This window comes from Pseudomonas sp. Irchel s3a10 (genome assembly GCF_900187525.1).
In the GTDB taxonomy this organism is placed as follows: domain Bacteria; phylum Pseudomonadota; class Gammaproteobacteria; order Pseudomonadales; family Pseudomonadaceae; genus Aquipseudomonas; species Aquipseudomonas koreensis_G.
In genome coordinates this window covers 335,594-354,632 of the sequence record NZ_FYDR01000004.1, presented here as the reverse complement: position 1 = coordinate 354,632, position 19,039 = coordinate 335,594, and the positions used below count along the sequence as shown (strand labels likewise).

The 19,039-nt window shown below is 61.1% G+C and carries 11 protein-coding genes and 2 pseudogenes; 8 read left to right on the top strand and 5 right to left on the bottom strand.

Going from position 1 to position 19,039, the window contains the following annotated elements; translation table 11 throughout:
- The first annotated feature begins 277 nt into the window (after positions 1–277).
- On the top strand, positions 278–4,231 hold the full coding sequence (gene putA, locus CKW11_RS14515) for a trifunctional transcriptional regulator/proline dehydrogenase/L-glutamate gamma-semialdehyde dehydrogenase (RefSeq protein ID WP_095138059.1): 3,954 nt from the start codon (positions 278–280) through the stop codon (positions 4,229–4,231).
- Between the two features lie 260 nt (positions 4,232–4,491).
- A complete protein-coding gene (locus tag CKW11_RS14510; RefSeq protein ID WP_095138058.1) occupies positions 4,492–6,294 on the top strand; it encodes an acyl-CoA dehydrogenase in 1,803 nt (600 codons plus the stop codon).
- A 119-nt stretch (positions 6,295–6,413) separates the two neighbouring features.
- Here the strand turns inward: CKW11_RS14510 and CKW11_RS29150 are convergent, their stop codons facing one another.
- The 4 genes and pseudogenes from CKW11_RS29150 to CKW11_RS14495 form a co-directional block, all read right to left on the bottom strand.
- Complete coding sequence (locus CKW11_RS29150; RefSeq protein ID WP_371917877.1) at positions 6,414–7,145, bottom strand: methyl-accepting chemotaxis protein; 732 nt, start codon at positions 7,143–7,145, stop codon at positions 6,414–6,416.
- Positions 7,146–7,280: 135 nt separating this feature from the next.
- Positions 7,281–8,306 (bottom strand): annotated as a pseudogene (locus CKW11_RS29145) (cache domain-containing protein); the annotation flags it as partial.
- A 144-nt stretch (positions 8,307–8,450) separates the two neighbouring features.
- Positions 8,451–8,753, bottom strand: coding sequence for a cell division protein ZapA (locus CKW11_RS14500; RefSeq protein WP_095138056.1), 303 nt, complete (start codon positions 8,751–8,753; stop codon positions 8,451–8,453).
- Positions 8,750–8,980 (bottom strand): hypothetical protein, encoded by a 231-nt coding sequence (locus tag CKW11_RS14495; RefSeq protein ID WP_007967306.1) that lies wholly within the window; start codon positions 8,978–8,980, stop codon positions 8,750–8,752. The genes CKW11_RS14500 and CKW11_RS14495 overlap by 4 nt, the downstream gene beginning before the upstream one ends.
- A 248-nt stretch (positions 8,981–9,228) precedes the next feature.
- On the opposite strand from CKW11_RS14495, the pseudogene CKW11_RS29140 reads away from it, so the two are divergent.
- The 5 genes and pseudogenes from CKW11_RS29140 to selO form a co-directional block, all read left to right on the top strand.
- Positions 9,229–9,981: pseudogene (locus CKW11_RS29140) on the top strand (MCP four helix bundle domain-containing protein); the annotation flags it as partial.
- Between the two features lie 30 nt (positions 9,982–10,011).
- Positions 10,012–10,884, top strand: coding sequence for a methyl-accepting chemotaxis protein (locus tag CKW11_RS29135; RefSeq protein ID WP_371917813.1), 873 nt, complete (start codon positions 10,012–10,014; stop codon positions 10,882–10,884).
- A gap of 318 nt (positions 10,885–11,202) precedes the next feature.
- Positions 11,203–12,945, top strand: a complete 1,743-nt coding sequence (locus CKW11_RS14485; protein ID WP_095138054.1) for a potassium/proton antiporter — start codon at positions 11,203–11,205, stop codon at positions 12,943–12,945.
- 34 nt (positions 12,946–12,979) lie between these two features.
- Entirely contained in the window at positions 12,980–16,333 is a 3,354-nt protein-coding gene (gene mscK / locus CKW11_RS14480; RefSeq protein ID WP_095138053.1) for a mechanosensitive channel MscK, read from the top strand.
- Positions 16,334–16,381: 48 nt separating this feature from the next.
- Positions 16,382–17,845, top strand: coding sequence for a protein adenylyltransferase SelO (gene selO / locus CKW11_RS14475; protein WP_095138052.1), 1,464 nt, complete (start codon positions 16,382–16,384; stop codon positions 17,843–17,845).
- A gap of 6 nt (positions 17,846–17,851) precedes the next feature.
- Here the strand turns inward: selO and CKW11_RS14470 are convergent, their stop codons facing one another.
- Entirely contained in the window at positions 17,852–18,199 is a 348-nt protein-coding gene (locus CKW11_RS14470) for a type II toxin-antitoxin system HigA family antitoxin (protein WP_095138246.1), read from the bottom strand.
- A gap of 374 nt (positions 18,200–18,573) precedes the next feature.
- Between CKW11_RS14470 and trxC the strand changes: the two genes are divergently transcribed.
- Complete coding sequence (gene trxC / locus CKW11_RS14465; protein WP_095138051.1) at positions 18,574–19,008, top strand: thioredoxin TrxC; 435 nt, start codon at positions 18,574–18,576, stop codon at positions 19,006–19,008.
- The last annotated feature ends 31 nt before the right edge of the window (positions 19,009–19,039 follow it).

Here is a 19,039-nt window from a genome sequence, read left to right as displayed (position 1 = left end):
CCAAAAAAGGTGCAACCAGTTTCTGGTGATTAAGTTGCACCTAGTCGGATATACCGATAAACAGGCCGTTTTTGCTCCCTTTTAGCGCAGTCAGCTCGCTCCGCTAGAAGTAAAAGCACCAAGCAGGAGCGGCACTTCAGTACCAGAAAATAATTCCTGACGAAGCGTTTATTTTTCCGACAAAAAAGGGTTGCACCCGGTTGCACCTCTTTCGGCGCACGGCTAATCTTGCCGCCAGCTGATGCCACGCAACTGTGGCAACCATGAGGATAAAAATATGGCTACCACCACCCTTGGGGTCAAACTCGATGACCCGACCCGCGAGCGCCTGAAGGCTGCCGCGACCTCGATTGATCGCACACCGCACTGGCTGATCAAGCAGGCAATTTTCAATTACCTGGAAAAACTCGAGGGTGGTGCAACCCTGACCGAGCTGAACGGTTTGACCGCCAAAGACACCGACGATGCCGGTGAAGTCCATACCGATCACGCCCACCAGTGCTTCCTCGAATTCGCTGAAAGCATCCTGCCGCAATCGGTACTGCGCGCATCGATCACCGCTGCTTACCGTCGCCCTGAGCCGGAAGTGGTGCCGATGCTGATCGAGCAGGCGCGCCTGCCGGCACCGATGGCCGACGCCACCAACAAACTCGCCGCGACGATTGCGGAAAAACTGCGTAACCAGAAAAGTGCCGGCGGTCGTGCAGGCATTGTTCAGGGCCTGCTGCAGGAATTTTCCCTGTCGTCCCAGGAAGGCGTGGCGCTGATGTGCCTGGCCGAAGCGCTGCTGCGCATCCCGGACAAAGGCACTCGCGATGCACTGATCCGCGACAAGATCAGCACCGGCAACTGGCAGCCGCACCTGGGCAACAGCCCGTCGCTGTTCGTCAACGCCGCGACCTGGGGTCTGCTGCTGACCGGCAAACTGGTGTCGACCCACAATGAAGCCGGCCTGACTTCGTCGCTGAGCCGGATCATCGGCAAGAGCGGCGAGCCGATGATCCGCAAGGGCGTCGACATGGCCATGCGCCTGATGGGCGAGCAGTTCGTCACCGGCGAAACCATCGCCGAAGCACTGGCCAACGCGAGCAAGTTCGAAGCCAAGGGCTTCCGCTACTCCTACGACATGCTCGGTGAAGCGGCACTCACCGAACACGACGCGCAGAAGTACCTGGCGTCGTACGAACAAGCCATCCACTCGATCGGCAAAGCCTCCCACGGCCGTGGGATTTATGAAGGCCCGGGCATTTCCATCAAGCTCTCGGCCCTGCACCCGCGATACAGCCGTGCGCAGTACGAGCGCGTGATGGACGAGCTGTACCCGCGCCTGCTGTCGCTGACCCTGTTGGCCAAGCAATACGACATCGGCCTGAACATCGACGCTGAAGAAGCCGACCGTCTGGAGCTGTCGCTGGATCTGCTCGAGCGCCTGTGCTTCGAACCGCAACTGACCGGCTGGAACGGCATCGGTTTCGTGATTCAGGCTTATCAGAAGCGTTGCCCATACGTGATCGACTACGTGATCGATCTGGCTCGCCGCAGCCGCCATCGCCTGATGATCCGCCTAGTGAAAGGCGCGTACTGGGACAGCGAAATCAAGCGCGCCCAAGTCGAAGGTCTGGAAGGCTATCCGGTCTACACCCGCAAGGTGTACACCGACGTTTCCTACATTGCCTGCGCGCGCAAACTGCTGTCGGTGCCGGAAGTCATCTACCCGCAGTTCGCCACGCACAACGCCCACACCCTGTCGGCGATTTATCACATTGCCGGTCAGAACTATTACCCGGGCCAGTACGAATTCCAGTGCCTGCACGGCATGGGCGAACCACTCTACGAGCAGGTTGTCGGCAAAGTTTCCGAAGGCAAGCTGAACCGTCCGTGCCGCGTGTACGCACCGGTTGGCACCCACGAAACCCTGCTGGCGTACCTCGTGCGTCGTCTGCTGGAAAACGGCGCAAACACCTCGTTCGTCAACCGCATCGCCGACCAGTCGATTTCGATTCAGGAGCTGGTGGCCGATCCGGTGGCGCAGATCGAGCAGATGGCAACCGTGGAAGGTGGTTTCGGCCTGCCGCACCCACGCATTCCGCTGCCGCGTGATCTATACGGTGCCGAGCGCGCCAACTCCGCCGGCATCGACATGGCCAACGAACATCGTCTGGCCTCGTTGTCCTGCGCGCTGCTCGCCACCGCGCACAACCACTGGAAAGCCGCGCCGATGCTCGGTTGCGCCTCCAGCAACGAAGCCCCGGCACCGGTGCTGAACCCGGCGGATCACCGCGATGTGGTCGGCCATGTGCAGGAAGCTACCGTCGAAGACGTCGACAACGCGATCCAGTGCGCGCTGAATGCTGCGCCAATCTGGCAGGCCACTCCGCCAGCCGAACGTGCAGCGATTCTGGAACGAGCCGCCGACCTGATGGAAGGCGAGATCCAGCCACTGATGGGCCTGCTGGCCCGTGAAGCCGGCAAGACCTTCGCCAACGCCATTGCCGAAGTGCGCGAAGCGGTCGACTTCCTGCGCTACTACGCGGTGCAGGCGCGCAACGACTTCAGCAATGACGCCCACCGCCCACTGGGCCCGGTAGTGTGCATCAGCCCGTGGAACTTCCCGCTGGCCATCTTCAGCGGTCAGGTCGCTGCCGCACTGGCTGCCGGTAACCCGGTACTGGCCAAACCGGCTGAACAGACTCCGTTGGTTGCCGCGCAAGCCGTGCGCTTGCTGCTCGAAGCCGGGATTCCGGAAGGTGTGCTGCAACTGCTGCCGGGTCGCGGTGAAACCGTCGGTGCCGGTCTGGTCGGTGATGAGCGCGTCAAAGGCGTGATGTTCACCGGTTCTACCGAAGTTGCGCGTCTGCTGCAGCGCAACATCGCCGGCCGTCTCGACAGCCAGGGCCGTCCGATTCCGCTGATCGCCGAAACCGGCGGGCAGAACGCGATGATCGTCGACTCCTCGGCACTGACCGAACAAGTGGTGATCGACGTGGTGTCCTCGGCCTTCGACAGCGCCGGTCAGCGTTGCTCGGCCCTGCGTGTACTGTGCCTGCAGGAAGATTCCGCCGACCGCGTCATCGAAATGCTCAAAGGCGCGATGGCTGAAAGCCGTCTCGGCAACCCTGAGCGTCTGTCCGTGGACATCGGCCCGGTAATCGACGCCGAAGCCAAGGCCGGTATCGACAAGCACATCCAGGCCATGCGCGATAAAGGTCGTAGCGTCTATCAGGTGGCTATCGCCGACAGCGAAGAAGTCAAACGCGGCACCTTCGTCATGCCGACCCTGATCGAGCTGGAAAGCTTCGACGAGCTGCAACGCGAGATCTTCGGCCCGGTGCTGCACGTGGTGCGCTACAAGCGCAAGGACATCGACCAGTTGATCGGCCAGATCAATGCCTCCGGTTATGGCCTGACCCTCGGCGTGCACACCCGTATCGACGAGACCATCGCCAAGGTGATCGACAACGTCAACGCCGGTAACGTCTACGTCAACCGCAACATCGTCGGTGCCGTGGTCGGCGTGCAGCCATTCGGTGGCGAAGGCCTGTCGGGGACTGGCCCGAAAGCCGGTGGCCCGCTGTACCTGTACCGCTTGCTGTCGACCCGCCCTACTGACGCGATCGAGCAATCCTTCGCTCGCGGTGATGCGGTCGTCGCCCCGGACGTGCGTCTGCGTGATGCCATGAGCAAACCGCTGAACGCCTTCAAGGCTTGGGCCGAGAGCAACAAATACGCCGACCTGAGCACACTGTGCGTGCAGTACGCCGCGCAATCGCAAAGTGGTATCACCCGCGTGCTGGCCGGCCCGACCGGCGAGAAAAACAGCTACGCGATCCTGCCGCGTGAACACGTGCTGTGCCTGGCGGACGTCGAAGGCGATCTGTTGACCCAACTGGCGGCGGTCCTGGCTGTCGGCGGTTCGGCGGTATGGCCGGAGTCCGACATCAGCAAGGCCTTGTTCGCACGCCTGCCGAAGGAAGTTCAGGCGCGGATCAAACGGGTTGCCGACTGGCACAAGGATGAAGTGGTGTTTGATGCCGTGCTGCATCACGGTCATTCCGACCAGTTGCGTGGTGTCTGCCAGCAGATTGCCAAACGCGCCGGTGCGATCGTTGGCGTTCAGGGCCTGTCCCAGGGCGAGACCAGCATTGCGCTGGAGCGTCTGGTGATCGAGCGGGCGTTGAGCGTTAACACTGCTGCGGCGGGTGGTAATGCGAGTTTGATGACCATCGGTTAAGACCCGATGGGCCAGGCAACCGCAATGGTTGCCTGACGATCAAATCCCAATGTGGGAGCGGGCTTGCTCGCGAAGGCGTAGTGTCAGTCGACATCTGCAGTGACTGATGCACCGCTTTCGCGAGCAAGCCCGCTCCCACAGTTGTTTGGGGTGCTTGGTAAGTCGGTGCTCGGCTCCAACATCACCGTCATCAATCATCCTGTTAAGTCTTTATCAGCACGCCTAGACTCGGCCCAACCCCAAATTTCAGGTAGGCCGCCATGTCCGAGACGCTGCTCAGTTCCCGCAATCTGGCTTTCGAGCTGTACGAAGTCCTCGATGCCGAGGGCCTGACCCGGCGTGAGCGGTTTGCCGAGCACAATCGTGAGACCTTCGACGCGGCGATCGGCACTGCGCGCAGCATCGCCGAGAAATACTTCGCACCGCACAACCGCAAGGGCGACGAGAACGAGCCGCGCTACGAGAGCGGACAGGCGATGCTGATTCCCGAAGTAAAACCGGCGGTGGACGCATTCCTCGAGGCGGGTTTCCTCAATGCTGCGCGCAGCTTCGAAGCGGGCGGCATGCAACTGCCGACGCTGCTGTCACAAGCGTGCTTTGCGCACTTTCAAGCGGCGAACGCGGCGACCACCTCGTACCCGTTCCTGACCATGGGCGCGGCGAACCTGATCGAAAGCTTTGGCACCGACGAGCAAAAACAGCGCTTTCTGCAACCAATGATCGACGGCCGTTTCTTCGGCACCATGGCCCTCACCGAACCCCATGCCGGCTCCTCACTGTCGGATATTCGTACCCGCGCCGAGCCGGCGTCCGACGGCACTTATCGGCTCAAGGGTAACAAGATCTTCATTTCCGGCGGCGATCACCCGCTGTCGGAAAACATCGTGCACATGGTCCTGGCCAAGCTGCCGGATGCGCCGCCGGGGGTGAAAGGCATTTCGCTGTTTATCGTGCCGAAGTTTCTGGTCAACGCTGACGGCAGCCTCGGCCAGCGCAACGATGTGCTGCTGGCCGGGCTGTTCCACAAGATGGGCTGGCGCGGCACCACCTCCACGGCACTGAACTTCGGCGATAACGGCGAGTGTGTCGGCTATTTGGTGGGCAAGCCGCACCATGGCTTGAGCTACATGTTCCAGATGATGAACGAGGCGCGGATCGGCGTCGGTATGGGCGCGGTGATGCTCGGTTACGCCGGCTACCTGTATTCGCTGGAATACGCCCGCGAACGCCCGCAAGGCCGAGTGCCGGACAGCAAGGATCCGACCACGGCGCCAGTGGCGATCATTCAGCACGCCGATGTCAGACGCATGCTGCTGACGCAAAAGTCCTACGTCGAAGGGGCCTTTGACCTCGGCTTGTACGCCGCGCGGCTGTTCGATGACACCACCACACTGGAAACCGAAGCCGAGCGCAAACAGGCCCATGAGTTGCTGGATTTGCTGACGCCGATCGTCAAATCCTGGCCGTCGGAGTTCTGCCTTAAGGCCAACGAATTGGCGATCCAGATCCTCGGCGGCCACGGTTACACCCGTGAGTATCCGGTGGAGCAGTATTACCGCGACAACCGTTTGAACCCGATCCACGAAGGCACCCACGGCATTCAGTCGCTGGACTTGCTCGGGCGCAAACTGGCGCAGAACGGCGGCGCCGGATTGAAGCAACTGATCCGTCTGATCGCCGACACCGCCGAGCGCGCGACTGCGTATGAATCGTTGACCGCGCTGCGTGAGCCATTGGAGAAACTGGTGGCGCGCCTGCAAGCGGTGACCATCGGCCTGCTCACCGATCTGGCGCAGGGCAAGATCAACAGCAGCCTGGCGAATTCGGCGCTGTACCTGAAAGTGTTCGGGCACACGGTGATTGGCTGGCGCTGGCTGGAACAGGCGATCCGCGCCGAGGAGGGGCTGGCCAAGGGCAATACGGCGGATGCTGACTTCTATAAGGGCAAGCTGCAGGCGGCGCGGTACTTCCTGACGTGGGAAGTGCCGGGTTGCCAGCATGAGCTGGCGTTGCTGGAGGCGCGGGATGATACGTGTCTGGCGATGCAGGATGCGTGGTTTTGATCCGGATTATGTGTCGCAGTTGAAATCCAATCGCGAGCAGGCTCACTCCTACAGTTGGAATGTGTTTCCTTGTAGGAGTGAGCCTGCTCGCGATGGCGCCAGTTCAGGCAATACATCTCTCAACTCAACTTGAACCCACCCATCTGCCTCGCCAGATCATCCGCCAGCTTCTGCAACATCTGACAATCCTCGCGACAGGCCCGAACCTCCCCTGCCGTCGCCCGGGCCAGATCGGAAATCCCCTGCACGTTGCGATTGATCTCTTCAGTCACCGCCGATTGTTCTTCCGTCGCGGTCGCCACCTGATGGTTCATGTCGCTGATGCGCTCGACCTGTCCGGTAATCGCGGTCAACGACGCGCCCGTACGTTGGCTCGACTCAACCCCGGTGCCGGTCGCAGCCTGACCCGTACGCATCGATGACACGGCATTCTCGGCGCCTTGCTTGAGGCTGCCGATCATTTGCTGAATCTCGTCGGTGGAGGCCTGGGTTCTGCGCGCCAAGGTGCGCACTTCATCCGCCACTACCGCAAACCCGCGCCCCATATCTCCGGCGCGCGCCGCTTCAATCGCCGCGTTGAGCGCCAGCAGATTGGTCTGCTCGGACACCCCGCGAATCACCGCCAGCACCGAATCGATCGACGCCACCTGATGCGCCAGCTCACCGACCGCGCCCGCCGCCACGCCAATCTCGTCGGACATGCGTTCAATATGGCGGATCGAGCCACCGACCACTTCCCGCGCCTGCATTGCTTCATCGCGAGCAGTTTGTGAAGCCAGCGCGGCGTTGCCGGCGTTCTGCGCGATTTCCTGCACAGTCAGGCCCATTTCATGCACCGCCGTGGCGACCATGTCGGTCATTTCCTGCTGGCGCCCGGAGCGTTCGGCGGTGTTTTCCACCACTTTCGCCACTTGGCCGACCGCCGTGCGCAAGCGCTCACTGGTGGTCAGCACTTCGCCAATCAGCCCGCGCTGGCTGTCGAGAAAACGGTTGAAGCCGCGCGCGAGATCGCCCAGCTCATCGGCGCGACTGGAATCTAACCGATGGGTCAAATCTCCACCGCCGCTACCGATCGCTACCAGCGCGGCTGTTACCTGACGAATCGGCCGCACCAGCCCTTGGGCCAGCCACACCACCAGCGCCAGGCACACCAAAGCCACCGCCAGGCCGATACCGCCACTCATCCACATCGCCTTGCGGGCTTCGGCGTAGATCTGCGATTGCGGCACTTCGGCCACCAGCGTCCAGCCCAGATCACGCAACGGCAGGCTGAAGGCGAGGAAGTCTTCGCCATCGCGCTGGAAGGAACTGTTGCTGGCGACTTTCTGCCCCATGACCGCTTGCGCCGCCGACGCACCGATCTGCTCCGTGAGGGTGCGCTTGCCGCTGAACTGCGCCTCGGGATGGACCTGGATCAAACCGTCGGAACGCACGAGGTAGACCTTGCCGCGCTCGCCAAAGCTGAAGTTGTGGATCAGCTCCGACAGCTCTTTCATGCTCAGGCCCAACCCGGCCACGCCGACCACCTTGCCGGCGTGCTCGACCTTCAAGTCGATGAACAGCGCCAATTCTCCGGTGGCGCCATCGTTGTCGATGTTCAGGGTGCGCGGCTGATTGCTATCGAGAAAGGAGTAGAACCAGGCATCGGCCGGTTTGGCCCGACTGAGGGTGCGATCCAGGCCCTTTTCGGTAATGTAGTGATTGGAGTCGGTGCCGATGATCAATGCGGTGAAGGCTTTATGTTCGGCGCGGATGCCTTCCAGATACTGCGCGAAAGCCGCTGTTTTGCTGTTGTCTTCGCCCGCTGCCAGCCAGTCGCGCACCATGCTGTTGCTGGCGATGTCTTTGGCGGCGGTCAGGGGTTGGACGAGGATGCGTTCGATATCGTTGCGCGTCGCTTCGATGCTCGACGGCAGCGCTTGTTCGACCAGATAGTTCTGGGCGAGGCGGTTGACCACCAGGGTATAAATGCCAACCACGATCAGGATGCTGACCAGCAGGGCGGTGCCCATGCTGAGAATCAGCTGCCATTGAATACTGCGTCGCCACAACTGCATGGAGCACCCCCAAAGAATAAGTGGCCGAAACAATGCAACAGCCGTGCCGATTGTATACAATCCGATCGACAATCTATTCTTTGGTTGTGCGCAACCCCATCAGCCCTGATTGATGGTCTTGGCGATGGTGTCGACCGTGGCGCTGACTTGCTCTTGGTAACGGTCGAGTTCTTCCTGGTGCTGCTTCTTCATTTCGATCTGCTGCGAGCACAGGTTCATCGCTGCCAGCACCAGCAAGCGGTCACCGATCAGCGTCGGGTATTTGCGTTTGGTGTCGGCCAGTGCGGCCTTGAGCATCAGTGCGGCGTCCAGCAGGGTCTGTTCTTCCCCGGCCGGTGCCTTGATCGAATAGTCCTCCCCGAGAATGGAGATGACTTTTACCCCTGCGGTGCCGTGGTTCATGCGCTGACAGGGCCTGCGTTGACGCGATCAACCAGAGCCTGGATGCGCGCTGCGGTGGCGCCGTGCTTCTCTTCCTGTTCCATCAGGCTCAGTTGCAGGCTTTCGTTTTCATCCTTGGCCTGGGCCAGTTCCGTGGACAGGGTCTGGTTGGTTTGCGCAAGGGTCTGGTTCTGTTGCACCAGGTCGCTGACGAGCTGTTCCAATTGGCTGAGGGATGCTTCCAACATTTTGATCTTCCAAGCGTTTTTCAAAGGGCGCGTACGATAAAGAAAAGTCACTGCGGATGCCAGGGTTATACCGGCGCAAGGCCTTGATTTTCCTGGCGGCCGACCGTTCTCGCGAGTTTAAAAGACTGTGATCTGCCGATCTGGTTCCTGCACTTCGTCGCCCAGGCCCATATGCGACAAATACGCACAGTGCCTCAAGACTTTAGTCGTATGACCGATAAGTCATCCATACAGCAGTCTCAGCCCGCATGGATGCGGCCCTTTTTGGTATCCGCGCCATGTCCCTTCGCAATATGAATATCGCCCCCCGGGCGTTCACCGGTTTCGCCCTGATCGGCGGCCTGATGCTGATTCTCGGCGTGTTTGCCCTGAACCAGATGAGCAAAATCCGTGGCGCTGCCGAGGACATCACGTCCAGCAGCGTGCCGAGCATCAAGAACCTCGACGAGTTCACCCAGCTGACCTTGCGCCTGCGGGTGCTGTCGTATCGTTTGCTGGTCAACCGCGAGCCGGACGTGCAGCAGAAGACCGTCGAGTTGCTGGACATGCGCAATCAGCAGATTCGTGCCGCCCAGACCGCCTACGAGCCGTTGATCGGCAGCCCGGAAGAACGCGCCGCCTACGATCAATACGTGCAATTGCTCGGCCAGTACCGGCAGATCGAAGACCGGATGAAGAGCTTGTCGCGCAACAATCAGGTGGACGAGTTGCGCAACCTGCTCAACACCGAGTTGCTGAACAACTCCGAAGCGATGAACACCGTGCTCAACCGCCTGATGCAGATCAACGGCGAGCAGATCAGCCAGACCAATCAGGAAGCGGCCGACCAGTATTCCTCGGCGTTCAATCTGGTGGTCACCCTGTTGGTGATCGCCACCGGCCTGACCTTCCTGTTCGCCTGGCTGCTGACCGTCAGCATCACCAAGCCGATTTCCAAAGCGCTGGACGCGGCGGAAACCATTGCCGAGGGCAACCTGACCCAGCCGATCCACGTCGACGGTAGCGACGAAGCCGGGCGCCTGCTCGCGGCAATGGCCAAGATGCAATCGAAGCTGCGCGACACCTTGCAGCGCATCTCCGGCTCGGCCACCCAGCTTGCATCTGCGGCGGAAGAGCTGAACAGCGTCACCGACGAAAGCGCCCGTGGCCTGACCCAGCAGAACAACGAAATCGAACAGGCCGCCACCGCGGTCAACGAGATGACCAGCGCCGTGGAAGAAGTCGCCCGCAATGCCGTGAGCACTTCGGAAGCCTCGAAGAACGCCACCACTTCGGCCGGCGACGGCCGCGACCTGGTGCAGGAAACCGTCAGCGCCATCGAACGCATGAGCGCCGACGTGCAGAGCACCGCGACCCTGATCGGCGATCTGGCGAATGAATCCCGTGACATCGGCAAGGTGCTGGACGTGATTCGTGGTCTGGCGGATCAGACCAACCTGCTGGCCCTGAACGCAGCGATCGAAGCGGCGCGTGCCGGTGAAGCCGGGCGTGGTTTTGCCGTGGTGGCCGATGAAGTGCGTGCCCTGGCGCATCGCACCCAGCAGTCGACCAGCGAAATCGAACGCATGATCGGCAGCATCCAGAGCGGCACCGAACACGCCGTGGACTCGATGCGCAACAGCACCGAGCGCGCCGAATCGACCCTGAACATCGCCCGGGGTGCCGGGATGTCGCTGGACACCATCAACACCGCGATCGTCGAGATCAACGAGCGCAACCTGGTGATCGCCAGCGCTGCCGAAGAGCAGGCGCAAGTGGCCCGCGAAGTGGATCGCAACCTGGTGAACATCCGCGACCTGTCGGTGCAATCGGCCACCGGCGCGAATCAGACCAGTGCGGCGAGCAACGAGCTGTCACGGTTGGCGCTGGATCTGAACAATATGGTCGGGCGGTTCAGCCTGTAACAACATTTACCTTGAAGTAAATGAAATCTCTGTGGCGAGGGAGCTTGCTCCCGCTCGGCTGCGCAGCAGTCGCTGATCCAGCCAACTTGTTTATCCTGATAAACCTTTATCCTGATAAACCGCAGCATCTGCATTTGGGGGCGCTGCGCACCCCAGCGGGAGCAAGCTCCCTCGCCACAGTCATCACCCGCCATACAAACGATGTGACTGCTTTGCAAAAAGCTTTTTGACAGCATCACATTTCAACAGGTTAGAATCGCTGGCACGCAGACTGCATGGTCAGTTTGTGCCCGTCTTTACGCTTCTGGAGTACTGCCTTTGAATGCGACGACCATCAACAGCCTGTTCTTGATCGGCGCGTTGCTGGTAGGTGCAAGCATTCTTGTCAGCTCACTTTCCTCCCGTCTCGGCATCCCGATTCTGGTCATCATTCTCGCGGTCGGCATGGCGGCGGGGGTCGATGGCGGCGGGATCATTTTCGATAACTACCCGACGGCCTATCTGGTCGGCAACCTCGCACTGGCGGTGATCCTCCTCGACGGCGGCTTGCGCACACGGGTTTCAAGTTTTCGCGTGGCGCTGTGGCCGGCGTTGTCGCTGGCGACGGTCGGGGTGCTGATCACCACCGGGCTGACCGGCATGGCGGCGGCGTGGCTGTTCGACCTGAACCTGATTCAGGGCCTGCTGATCGGCGCCATCGTCGGCTCCACCGACGCCGCTGCGGTGTTCTCGCTGCTCGGCGGCAAGGGTCTCAACGAACGGGTGACCGCCAGCCTGGAAATCGAATCCGGCAGCAACGATCCGATGGCGGTGTTCCTCACCGTGACCCTGATCGACATGCTCGCCAGCGGCCAGACCGGCCTGCACTGGAGCCTGCTGACCCACCTGATCCGCGAATTCGGTATCGGTGGCGTGATCGGTCTGGGCGGTGGCTGGCTGATGCTGCAACTGGTCAACCGGATCAACCTCGCCACCGGCCTGTATCCGATTCTGGTGATTGCCGGCGGTCTGGTGGTGTTCGCCCTGACCAACGCCCTGCACGGCAGCGGCTTCCTTGCGGTGTACCTGTGCGGTCTGGTGATCGGCAACCGCCCGGTGCGCAGCCGTCACGGCATTCTGCACATGCTCGACGGCATGGCATGGCTGGCACAGATCGGCATGTTCCTCGTGCTGGGGTTGCTGGTTACCCCGCACGATTTGCTGCCGATCGCCCTGCCCGCTCTGGGTCTGGCGCTGTGGATGATTCTGTTCGCCCGGCCGCTGTCGGTGCTGGTCGGTCTGCTGCCGTTCAAGGCGTTCCACGGCCGCGAGAAAGCATTTATTTCCTGGGTCGGCCTGCGCGGCGCGGTACCGATCATTCTCGCGGTGTTCCCGTTGATGGCCGGGCTGCCGAATGCGCAGCTGTACTTCAACCTCGCGTTCTTCATTGTGCTGGTGTCGTTGCTGGTGCAGGGCACGAGCCTGCCGTGGGTGGCCAAACTGTTGAAGGTGACGGTGCCGCCCGAGCCGGCGCCTATCTCCCGTTCGGCACTGGAAGTGCACATCACCAGCGAGTGGGAGCTGTTCGTTTACAAGCTCGGCGCCGAGAAATGGTGCATCGGTTCGCCCCTGCGCGAGCTGAAAATGCCCGAAGGCACCCGCATCGCCGCCCTGTTTCGTGGCCAGCAACTGCTCCATCCGTCGGGTAGTACGGTGCTGGAAGTCGATGATTTGCTGTGTGTTATCGGCCATGAACACAACTTGCCAGCGCTCGGAAAACTGTTCAGCCAGGCGCCACAACGCGGTCTGGATCTGCGCTTCTTCGGCGACTTCGTGCTCGAAGGAGACGCCCAGCTTAAAGCGGTTGCCGCGCTGTATGGCCTACCGGCCGAAGGCATCGATCCGGACATGACCCTGGGTGCGTTCATTGCCCAAAAGGTCGGGGGTGCACCGATCGTTGGCGACCAGGTGGAGTGGAACAACACCCACTGGACGGTCGCGGTAATGGACGGGAACAAGATCGGCAAAGTGGGCGTCAGATTCCCCGAAGGAAGTCGCCCGGGCCCCGGTCTCTTCCTCTAAACTGCGTCCACTCTCACTTGCTTGACCGGTCTCTATGCCTACCCTGCGCTCCTTCTTTTTCGCGGCCCTGCTGGGCCTGAGTCTTTCCGTCGGCCCGCTCTACGCCGCCGAACCGCCGTCCAGCGAAGCCGTGCAGGCCAGCCTGGACAAGCTGGCCGACAGCAAACTGCCGGATGCCGACAAGAAGTCCCTGCAGTCAGTCCTGCAAACCACGCTCAATCAACTCAACAGCCGGCGTGATTACGACCAGAAGCTGATCGACCTCAAGCAGCAACTGGCCTCCGCCCCTCGGCAGACCATCGAGAATACCCGCGAACTGTCACGCCTCAAGGCCACGGCGGTGGTGCCGGTGGCGCAGCGTTTCAGCAAAGAGTCGATCCAGCAGCTGGAGCAGATCCTCACTGATCGCTCGACCCAGCAAAGTGACCTGCAAAAAGCCCTGGCCGATGCCAACAGCCTGATCATCACCGCCCAGACTCGCCCCGAGCGTGCGCAGGCAGAAATCTCTGCCAGCCAGACGCGCATCCAGCAGATCAACAACATCCTCAAATCCGGCAAGGACGCGGGCAAGACCGTCAGCGCCGAGCAGCGCGACCAGTTGAACGCCGAGCTCGCTGCGTTGAACTCACTGATTCCGCTGCGCCGTCAGGAACTGGCGGGCAACAGCCAGTTGCAGGATCTGGGCAACAGTCAGCACGACCTGCTCTCGGAGAAGTCCGACCGTCTCGACCGTGAGATCCAGGAACTGCAGACCCTGATCAACCAGAAGCGTCTGGCGCAATCTCAGGAAACTGTCACTCAGCAGTCGATCGAGGCACAGAAGGCCGGCGGCAGCAGCCTGCTCGCCACCGAAAGTGCAGCCAACCTCAAGCTCTCCGACTACCTGCTCAAAAGCACCGACCGCCTCAACGAAGTCACTCAGCAGAACCTGCAGACCAAACAGCAGCTCGACAGCCTGACCCAAAGCGATTCGGCCCTCGACGAGCAGATCAACGTGCTCAAGGGCAGCCTGCTGCTGTCGAAGATTCTCTATAAGCAGAAACAGGCGCTGCCGCGACTCAAGGTCGACCGCGATCTGGCGGACCAGATCGCCGATATTCGCCTGTATCAGTTCGAAGTCAGCCAGCAGCGCGAACTCCTGAGCAATCCGGCGACCTACGTCGACAACCTGCTCTCCACCCAGCCGCCGGAACAAGTCACCCCGCAACTGCGCAAGAGCCTGATGGAACTGGCCAACACCCGCGCCGATCTGCTGGAGCGCCTGAACCGCGAACTGAGCGCGGTGCTCAACGAATCGATCACCCTGCAACTCAACCAGAAACAATTGCTGAGCACCGCGCAGAGCCTGCGTGCGACCCTTGACGAGCAGATGTTCTGGATCCCCAGCAACAAACCGCTGGACGCTGAATGGATTCGCGGCGTGCCAGAGCGGCTCAAGCGTCAGATCGACACCCTGCCGCTGGCCTCAAGCCTGAGCGAGCTGACCGACGGTCTGACCCAGCGCCCGTTGCTGTTCCTGCCGCTGGCCCTGTTGATCGGCGCTCTACTGTGGCGACGCAAAGCGCTGTACGCGCGACTGAACAAGGTTCACCAGGACATCGGGCACTTCAAGCGTGACAGCCAGTGGCATACGCCGCAGGCGATTCTGATCAACATTCTGCTAGCGATGCCGGTGGCGCTCGGTCTGGGCCTGTGCGGCCTGGCCTTGCAGATCGACGCCCGTGGGCAGAACGCCAACATGGGCGCGGCGCTGCTGCAGATGGGCCAGGCGTGGCTGGTGTTCTACACCGCTTACCGGATTCTCTCGCCGGGCGGTGTGGCCGAGTTGCACTTCCGCTGGGACAAGCCGCAGGTCGAGTTCCTTCAGGGCTGGATCCGTCGCCTCGGACTGGTGGTGATGGCCCTGGTGACCGTGGTGGCCGTCGCCGAGCTGCAACCGGCAGCGCTGGCCGACGACGTGCTCGGCATGCCGGTGGTGCTGACCTGCTACGCGCTGATGGCGTGGCTGCTCAGCCGCCTGCTGATCAGCAGCCCGGCCCACGAAAACACCTCGCTGTTCCGCAAGGCCGTCGGTGTGATGTTCACCCTGCTGCCGATCGCCCTGTTCGTCGCGGTGTGCTTCGGCTACTACTACACCGCACTGAAACTCAGCGACCGATTGATCAACACCCTGTACCTGCTGATGTTCTGGCTGGTGATCGAAGCCACCTTCGTCCGTGGTCTGGCGGTCGCCGCACGCCGTCTGGCCTACCAGCGCGCCTTGGCCAAACGTCAGGCCGCGAAAGAGGCCGGCGACGGCGAAGCGGTGATCGAGGAGCCAACCCTGGACATCGAAAAGGTCAACGAACAGTCGCTGCGCCTGATCCGTCTGGCGCTGCTCGGCGGCTTCATCGCCGCGCTGTACTGGGTCTGGGCCGACCTGATTTCGGTGTTCTCGTACCTCGACAACATCACCCTCTACGAATACACCAGCGGCACCGGCGCCAACATGAGCATGGTACCGATCAGCATCGGCGACATGCTCGGCGCGCTGATCATCATCGGCATCACCTTCGCCCTGGCGCGCAACCTGCCGGGTCTGCTCGAAGTGTTCGTGTTGTCGAAACTCAATCTGGCGCAGGGCAGCGCCTATGCGACCACGACGTTGTTGTCGTATGTGATCGCCGGCGTCGGTTTTGTCTCGACCCTGTCGACCCTCGGTGTGAGCTGGGACAAGTTGCAGTGGCTGGTGGCGGCGCTGTCGGTCGGCCTCGGCTTCGGTATGCAGGAGATCTTCGCCAACTTCATCTCCGGCATCATGATCCTGTTCGAACGTCCGGTGCGGATCGGCGACACCATCACCATCGGCAACCTGTCGGGCACGGTGAGCAAGATCCGCATCCGCGCCACGACCATCACCGACTTCGACCGCAAGGACATCATTGTCCCGAACAAGACGTTCATCACCGGGCAACTGATCAACTGGTCGCTGACCGACACCATCACCCGCGTCACGCTGAAACTCGGCGTGGATTACGGCTCCGATCTGGATCTGGTCAAGGAACTGCTGCTCAAGGCCGCCCGGGAAAACCCGCGCGTGCTCAAGGAACCCGAGCCGCACGTGTACTTCCTCAACTTCGGCGAAAGCACCCTCGACCACGAATTGCGCATGCACGTACGTGACCTCGGTGACCGCAACCCGGTACTCGATGAGGTCAACCGCTTCATCAACCGCGAGTTCAAGAAGCAGCACATCAACATCTCGTTCCGCCAGATGGAGGTGTACCTGAAGAACCTCCACGGTCAGGAATACAAGATGGTGCCGATCGAGCCGGAGACCAAAACCATCGTACCGATCCCCGACGATCAGAAACCGCTGCAAGAGCCGCCGCCGGCCAAACTCGACTAACCGGTCTGATCCCAGCAGAATGCTCGGACATTCTGCTGGAGCCGGCCCTTGAAAGCCCTCGACGAACTGACCTTCGACAATCGCTTCGCCCGCCTGGGCGACGCGTTCTCCGCCCATGTGCTGCCCGAGCCGATCGACAACCCGCGTCTGGTCGTCGCCAGCCCGGCGGCCCTGGCCTTGCTCGATCTTGATCCGGCAACCGCTGAGACTCAGGAATTTGCTGAACTGTTCGGCGGCCACAAGTTGTGGGCCGATGCCGAACCACGAGCGATGGTCTATTCCGGGCATCAGTTCGGCGGCTACACGCCACAACTGGGTGATGGTCGCGGACTGTTGCTGGGCGAGGTCTACAACGACGCTGGCGAACACTGGGATCTGCATCTGAAGGGCGCCGGACAGACGCCGTTTTCGCGTATGGGCGATGGCCGCGCTGTGCTGCGTTCGTCGATCCGTGAGTTTCTCGCTTCCGAAGCACTGCACGGGCTGAACATCCCGTCTTCACGGGCAGCCTGCGTGATCGGCTCCGACACTCCGGTGTGGCGCGAAAAGCAGGAACGCGCGGCGATGGTACTGCGTCTGGCGCCAAGCCATGTGCGCTTCGGCCACTTCGAATACTTCTACTACACCAAGCGTCCCGAGCAGCAGAAATTGCTCGGCGAACACGTATTGGCGATGCACTATCCCGAGTGCCTGGAGCAGCCGGAGCCGTATCTGGCGATGTTCCGCGAGATCGTCGAGCGCAACGCCGAACTGATCGCCAAGTGGCAGGCCTACGGCTTCTGTCACGGGGTGATGAACACCGACAACATGTCGATCCTCGGCATCACCTTCGACTTCGGCCCGTTCGCCTTCCTCGACGATTTCGACGCCAACTTCATCTGCAACCACTCGGATGATCAGGGCCGCTACTCGTTCAGCAACCAGGTGCCGATCGGCCAGTGGAACCTCAGCGCTCTGGCCCAGGCCCTGACGCCGTTCATCAGTGTCGAAGCCCTGCGCGAAACCCTCGGCCTGTACCTGCCGCTGTTCCAGGCGCACTACCTCGACCTGATGCGCCGCCGCCTCGGCTTCACCACCGCCGAGGATGACGACCAGAAACTGCTCGAAGACCTGCTGCAACTGATGCAGAACAGCGGCGTCGACTACACCTTGTTCTTCCGCCATCTCGGCGAAGAGTCAGCAGAACAGGCTGTCGCCCGATTGCGTGATGACTTCGTCGATATCAAAGGCTTCGACGCCTGGGGCGAGCGCTACGTGGCACGGGTTGCCCGTGAAGGCGACAGCGATCAGGAACAGCGCCGGGCGCGGATGCACGCGGTCAACCCGCTGTACATCCTGCGCAACTATCTCGCGCAAAAAGCCATCGACGCCGCCGAACAAGGCGACTACTCCGAGGTGCGCCGGCTGCATGCGGTGCTGAGCAAACCGTTCGACGAGCAGCCGGGGATGGAAGGTTATGCCGAACGGCCACCGGAGTGGGGCAAGCATCTGGAGATCAGTTGTTCTTCCTGAGACGTCTTAGACAAATACGTCTACAGGAAGCTTGAAAAACTCGGCCAGCCAGCGAACCTGCCGCAAGTTTAACTGCCGCTTGCCGCTCAGGATTTCCGAGACAACTGACTGAGTACCGACCCCGGGCAAATCGCTCTGGGTCAAACCATGTTCACGCATTAAATATCCCAACACTTCATGACCTGGTGGTTTAGGCACCGGATGATGCGTGCGATCCCACTCCTCAATCCAGTCACTGATGATGTCCAGCAGGCTCGCGAGTGGATGCGAGCCATCATCACCGGTTATCTCAAGGATCTCGTCGACGGCCTGAACCAAGGCGTCGTAGTCATCTTCATTTTCTGGCCGACGCAGAGGACGAGGAAAGAAATCCGGATTTTGGTCAGCACCGGAATCTAGCCAAACATTCTCGAAACCAACAAAGTCCCCGGCAAACGAGTAAATCGCGCGGACATTTAAGTCTTTAACAGACTCAGATCCTTCTAAAAGCTGTGAGAGCGAAAGACGTTTACCCGTTGTGAAGGCCATAGGGATGGGAGTCCAAGCGTTATTTGGTTCAGGTCTGCTCAAGATTACCAATTGGATCAAATACAGATAATCAGATTCAGCACCGACGCGCGTAGGTCCTTTCCTTAAGTGACGATGGTAATGACCTACAGACCGATTCCTTGATAATCGCGACTTTGCCTCCAGATCAGTCTTATAGACTTCCTGCCCGAGAGCCCATCATGTCTGAACCACTCCTTATCCCGTGCCCCGCCTGCAACGGCCTCAACCGCATCCCCGCCGAACGCCTCGCCGACCAGCCAAAATGCGGGCGCTGCAAATCCGCGGTACTGCTGAGCAAGCCGTTCGAACTCAAGCAAGGTGACTACGCCAGCCAGATCAAAGGTGATCTGCCGTTGTTGGTGGATGTGTGGGCGGACTGGTGTGGGCCGTGCAAGTCGTTTGCGCCGGTGTTCGAGCAGGCGGCGGCGCAGTTGGCGGGCAAGTGCCGGTTGGCCAAGCTCGACAGCGAGGCCAATCAGCAGTTGTCGGCGCAGTTGGGGATTCGTTCGATTCCGAGCCTGATTCTGTTCAAGAACGGTCGGGAAGTGGCGCGCCAGAGCGGGGCCTTTCCGTTGCCGCAGTTGATGGCGTGGCTGCGTAGCCAGGGCATCTGATACCACACAGAACCCAATGTGGGAGTGAGCC

Bases quoted from the DNA above. Each gene is read 5' to 3' on its own strand.
- CKW11_RS29135 (WP_371917813.1), top strand. From the start codon at position 10,012: ATGGCCAAGATGCAATCGAAGCTGCGCGACACCTTGCAGCGCATCTCC.
- CKW11_RS14510 (WP_095138058.1), top strand. From the start codon at position 4,492: ATGTCCGAGACGCTGCTCAGTTCCCGCAATCTGGCTTTCGAGCTGTAC.
- CKW11_RS14495 (WP_007967306.1), bottom strand. From the start codon at position 8,980: ATGTTGGAAGCATCCCTCAGCCAATTGGAACAGCTCGTCAGCGACCTG.
- mscK (WP_095138053.1), top strand. From the start codon at position 12,980: ATGCCTACCCTGCGCTCCTTCTTTTTCGCGGCCCTGCTGGGCCTGAGT.
- putA (WP_095138059.1), top strand. From the start codon at position 278: ATGGCTACCACCACCCTTGGGGTCAAACTCGATGACCCGACCCGCGAG.
- CKW11_RS14500 (WP_095138056.1), bottom strand. From the start codon at position 8,753: ATGAACCACGGCACCGCAGGGGTAAAAGTCATCTCCATTCTCGGGGAG.
- CKW11_RS29150 (WP_371917877.1), bottom strand. From the start codon at position 7,145: ATGGTCGCCACGGCGGTGCATGAAATGGGCCTGACTGTGCAGGAAATC.
- trxC (WP_095138051.1), top strand. From the start codon at position 18,574: ATGTCTGAACCACTCCTTATCCCGTGCCCCGCCTGCAACGGCCTCAAC.